At 45.4% G+C, this 4,808-nt stretch carries 7 protein-coding genes and 1 pseudogene; 5 read left to right on the plus strand and 3 right to left on the minus strand.

The annotated features are described in order from the left end of the window. The 3 genes from G434_RS03190 to quuD form a co-directional block, all read left to right on the plus strand. On the plus strand, positions 1-207 hold a 207-nt coding region (locus tag G434_RS03190), incomplete at its 5' end, for a RusA family crossover junction endodeoxyribonuclease (protein ID WP_016249745.1). After that, positions 204-344 carry a YlcG family protein gene (locus tag G434_RS28515; protein ID WP_000971055.1) on the plus strand — a complete coding sequence of 47 codons (141 nt, stop codon included), beginning with the start codon at positions 204-206 and terminating at the stop codon, positions 342-344. The genes G434_RS03190 and G434_RS28515, both read left to right, overlap by 4 nt. An 85-nt stretch (positions 345-429) precedes the next feature. Continuing rightward, complete coding sequence (quuD, locus tag G434_RS03185) at positions 430-813, plus strand: antitermination protein QuuD (protein WP_001204780.1); 384 nt, start codon at positions 430-432, stop codon at positions 811-813. Between the two features lie 189 nt (positions 814-1,002). Here the strand turns inward: quuD and ompC are convergent, their stop codons facing one another. After that, positions 1,003-2,085, minus strand: coding sequence for a porin OmpC (gene ompC, locus G434_RS03180; protein WP_000737271.1), 1,083 nt, complete (start codon positions 2,083-2,085; stop codon positions 1,003-1,005). 573 nt (positions 2,086-2,658) lie between these two features. Here ompC and essD point away from each other — a divergent pair. Next, positions 2,659-2,874 carry a phage lysis protein EssD gene (gene essD / locus G434_RS03175; RefSeq protein WP_000839596.1) on the plus strand — a complete coding sequence of 72 codons (216 nt, stop codon included), beginning with the start codon at positions 2,659-2,661 and terminating at the stop codon, positions 2,872-2,874. Next, positions 2,874-3,209, plus strand: a pseudogene (locus G434_RS03170) (lysozyme); the annotation flags it as partial. The gene essD and the pseudogene G434_RS03170, both read left to right, overlap by 1 nt. A 145-nt stretch (positions 3,210-3,354) precedes the next feature. Here G434_RS03170 and G434_RS03165 read toward each other — a convergent pair. Together G434_RS03165 and G434_RS0126075 are read right to left on the minus strand one after the other, a co-directional pair. Further along, positions 3,355-4,335 carry an IS5-like element IS5 family transposase gene (locus tag G434_RS03165; protein WP_000019400.1) on the minus strand — a complete coding sequence of 327 codons (981 nt, stop codon included), beginning with the start codon at positions 4,333-4,335 and terminating at the stop codon, positions 3,355-3,357. A gap of 95 nt (positions 4,336-4,430) precedes the next feature. After that, positions 4,431-4,664 (minus strand): YlcI/YnfO family protein, encoded by a 234-nt coding sequence (locus tag G434_RS0126075; RefSeq protein ID WP_001309326.1) that lies wholly within the window; start codon positions 4,662-4,664, stop codon positions 4,431-4,433. Between the last annotated feature and the right edge of the window lie 144 nt (positions 4,665-4,808).

Genomic DNA, 4,808 nt, shown 5'->3' on the forward strand with positions numbered 1-4,808 from the left:
ATGCCTGTGAAAATCCGCATTGAGTGCCACATGCCGGATCGCCGTCGCCGTGACCTGGATAATCTGCAAAAAGCCGCTTTTGACGCACTCACTAAAGCAGGTTTCTGGCTGGATGATGCTCAGGTCGTTGATTACCGCGTTGTGAAGATGCCTGTTACCAAAGGTGGGAGGCTGGAACTGACCATCACCGAAATGGGGAATGAATGATGTTTGAGTTTAATATGGCAGAACTTCTTCGCCACCGCTGGGGGCGTCTGCGCTTATATCGTTTCCCCGGCTCTGTTTTGACCGATTACCGAATACTGAAGAATTACGCCAAAACACTGACAGGAGCAGGAGTATGAAGTCAGAGATAACAATCAACTAATACTGTTTTGTTGATTTTTGCTTGTAATTGGCGTTCTGGTCTGAGTTTTGTGGAGTAAGTTGATGCGTGATATTCAGATGGTTCTTGAGCGTTGGGGAGCGTGGGCGGCTAATAATCATGAAGATGTGACCTGGTCGTCCATTGCCGCCGGTTTTAAGGGATTAATTCCTTCAAAAGTAAAATCTCGCCCGCAATGTTGTGACGATGACGCGATGATCATTTGCGGGTGCATGGCCCGTCTGAAAAAGAACAACAGCGATTTGCACGATTTATTAGTAGATTATTATGTAGTCGGTATGACATTCATGTCACTGGCAGGTAAGCATTGCTGCTCTGATGGTTATATCGGGAAAAGGTTACAAAAGGCTGAGGGCATAATTGAAGGGATGTTAATGGCATTAGATATCCGGTTAGAGATGGATATCGTTGTTAATAACTCTAATTAATATGCCAATTGTTTACTAAAAATTATTAAAAATGGGGCGTTGAGACGCCCCCAAAAATAAAGGGTAATATATAACAGAAGGTTTATATAGTTAGAAGCAAGGTTGTGCTTCTAAAGGAAGTGGCTTGAGGGAGCCACTTATATGTTGGGGAGGCAACGCCTCCCGCAACATATCTTTTTCGTAATCAGATTAGAACTGGTAAACCAGACCTACAGCAACGATGTCATCAGTATCAATACCAGCTGTTTTGGTAAACTTACTATCGTCAATTAAGTTGATTTTGTAATCAACAAAAGTGGACATGTTTTTATTAAAGTAGTAAGTAGCACCGACATCGACATACTTGACTAAGTCTCGGTCACCATGAACACCAAGGTCTTTACCTTTTGACTGAAGGTAAGCAACAGATGGGCGCAGACCGAAGTCAAACTGATATTGTGCTACTGCTTCAAAGTTTTGTGCTTTGTTTGCAATATGGTTATTACCAAAAACGGTCATATTCTGAGTTTCAGAATATGTGGTAGCCAGATAGATATTGTTCGCATCATATTTCAGGCCTGCAGCCCATACTTCCGCATTTTTGCCGGAGGCATTGAATTTGCTCTTACCATAGGCGACCTGACCGTCAGTGCGATCTGATTTAGCATAGGTTGCACCCACGCCGAATCCTTCATACTCATAAGTAGTGGAGAAACCGAAACCATCACCATTGGCTTCAGTTACGTCAGTGCGGTCATTTTTACCCTGATACTGAGCAGCAAAGTTCAGGCCATCGACCAGACCAAAGAAGTCGTTGTTACGATAAGTTGCAACACCAGTAGTGCGACCAGTCATGAACACATCTGTTTGGGTCCAGGTATCACCACCGAATTCTGGCAGGACGTCAGTCCACGCACCGATGTCGTATGCTACACCGTAGTTACGGCCGTAATCGATTGAGCCGTAATCACCAAATTTCAGGCCTGCAAATGCAAGACGGGTTTTGTCTTTGGAAGAACCTTGAGATTCAGCGCGGTTGCCTTTGAATTCATATTCCCACTGACCGAAACCAGTCAGTTGATCGTTGATTTGGGTTTCACCTTTGAAGCCAAGACGGGCATAAGTAGTATCACCATCATCTGCATCATTAGAGGAGAAGTAGTGCTTAGCATTAACTTTCCCGTACAGATCCAGCTTGTTACTGTCTTTATTATAAATTTCAGCTGCCTGAGCAGACATCGCCATCAGTACTGATGCAGCTACAGCAGAAATTGCCACTGTTAATTTTTTCATCGTGAGCCCTTTTTTTTGAACTATTATTAAAAAATGATGTCACTGCGCGATAAATATTCATCTAATCAATGTGATTATTTCAAGATGTAAGTTTTGGTTTCTCGTTTAATTTGTGAAGTAGATCTCTATTTTTATCTGAACTTTTTTCTATCGAATCCTATTCATGGCTCTTGGCTGAATAAAAATAAATCTATTAGCCAATTTATATTAATGGCTGTTATTTATAAGTGCTCTATAATTTGAAGGTTCAATTTAAATTGGCTAAAAATAACGCTGGAAATTATTTGTTGGTTATTTGTTGAGATTTGCTTATGTATTTGTAGTGGTGTTTTCAATACTCGGTAGCATTCTCGCAAATATCATTTAGTGGTTTACGTACGTAAAAAATTGGTTATGCTGTTAAGAGTGGTTACTTCGTCACACAGCTTAAACCCGCCGTCGAGCGGGTTTTTCCATTTTTTGAGTCTCGATATTAGCTGATAACCCAATACCTGAGTTATTCACTGACTCCGAGTCTGTTACGTTTCGTAGTATTCCCTCAATTTACACCCGCTTTGTCTGCGAGGTGGGGTTATGAAATCCATGGATAAGTTAACAACGGGTGTCGCCTATGGCACCTCAGCAGGTAGTGCCGGGTACTGGTTTTTACAGCTGCTCGATAAAGTCACGCCCTCACAGTGGGCAGCAATAGGTGTGCTGGGTAGCCTGGTATTTGGCCTGCTGACGTACCTGACAAACCTTTATTTCAAGATTAAAGAAGATAAGCGCAAGGCTGCGAGAGGTGAATAATGCCTCCATCATTACGAAAAGCTGTTGCTGCTGCTATTGGTGGCGGGGCTATTGCTATAGCATCTGTGTTAATCACTGGCCCAAGTGGTAACGATGGTCTGGAAGGTGTGAGACATAATCCTTACAAAGACATAGTTGGTGTATGGACTGTATGTTACGGGCATACAGGAAAAGACATCATTCCCGGTAAAACGTATACCGAAGCAGAGTGCAAAGCCCTCCTGAATAAAGACCTTGCCACTGTCGCCAGACAAATTAACCGGTACATCAAAGTCGATATACCGGAAACAACGCGCGGCGCTCTTTACTCGTTCGTCTACAACGTGGGTGCTGGGGAAGGTGCGAATAAGCGGGGAAATTCTTCTCGGCTGACTCAGTCATTTCATTTCTTCATGTTTGAGCCGATTTTTTCTCCCGTAAATGCCTTGAATCAGCCTATTTAGACCGTTTCTTCGCCATTTAAGGCGTTATCCCCAGTTTTTAGTGAGATCTCTCCCACTGACGTATCATTTGGTCCGCCCGAAACAGGTTGGCCAGCGTGAATAACATCGCCAGTTGGTTATCGTTTTTCAGCAACCCCTTGTATCTGGCTTTCACGAAGCCGAACTGTCGCTTGATGATGCGAAATGGGTGCTCCACCTTGGCCCGGATGCTGGCTTTCATGGATTCGATGTTGATGGCCGTTTTGTTCTTGCGTGGATGCTGTTTCAAGGTTCTTACCTTGCCGGGGCGCTCGGCGATCAGCCAGTCCACATCCACCTCGGCCAGCTCCTCGCGCTGTGGCGCCCCTTGGTAGCCGGCATCGGCTGAGACAAATTGCTCCTCTCCATGCAGCAGATTACCCAGCTGATTGAGGTCATGCTCGTTGGCCGCGGTGGTGACCAGGCTGTGGGTCAGGCCACTCTTGGCATCGACACCAATGTGGGCCTTCATGCCAAAGTGCCACTGATTGCCTTTCTTGGTCTGATGCATCTCCGGATCGCGTTGCTGCTCTTTGTTCTTGGTCGAGCTGGGTGCCTCAATGATGGTGGCATCGACCAAGGTGCCTTGAGTCATCATGACGCCTGCTTCGGCCAGCCAGCGATTGATGGTCTTGAACAATTGGCGGGCCAGTTGATGCTGCTCCAGCAGGTGGCGGAAATTCATGATGGTGGTGCGGTCAGGCAAGGCGCTATCCAGGGATAACCGGGCAAACAGACGCATGGAGGCGATTTCGTACAGAGCATCTTCCATCGCGCCATCGCTCAGGTTGTACCAATGCTGCATGCAGTGAATGCGTAGCATGGTTTCCAGCGGATAAGGTCGCCGGCCATTACCAGCCTTGGGGTAAAACGGCTCGATGACTTCCACCATGTTTTGCCATGGCAGAATCTGCTCCATGCGGGACAAGAAAATCTCTTTTCTGGTCTGACGGCGCTTACTGCTGAATTCACTGTCGGCGAAGGTAAGTTGATGACTCATGATGAACCCTGTTCCATGGCTCCAGATGACAAACATGATCTCATATCAGGGACTTGTTCGCACCTTCCCTAGTCTGCACGATTATCTAAATTGCTTCAATCTGGTCTGACCTGCTTTCTGAGCAATTCAGTAATGTCACTCTTTTCTTTGTTTGCTTCAGGCGAAACTCTTTTTTCTGAGCACAGTCTTCGGCGGCAGGCTTCAATGACCCAGGCTGAGAAATTCCCGGACCCTTTTTGATCAAGAGCAATGTTAATTTGTTCAATCATTTGGTTAGGAAAGCGGATGTTGCGGGTTGTTGTTCTGCGGGTTCTGTTCTTCGTTGACATGAGGTTGTCCCGTATTCAGTGTCGCTGATTTGTATTGTCTGAAGTTGTTTTTACGTTAAGTTGATGCAGATCAATTAATATGATACCTGCGTCATAATTGATTATTTGACGTGGTTTGATGGCGTAGATGCACGTTGTGACATG

Origin of the sequence: Escherichia sp. KTE172, assembly GCF_000408845.1 — a bacterium.
Lineage (GTDB): Bacteria > Pseudomonadota > Gammaproteobacteria > Enterobacterales > Enterobacteriaceae > Escherichia > Escherichia coli.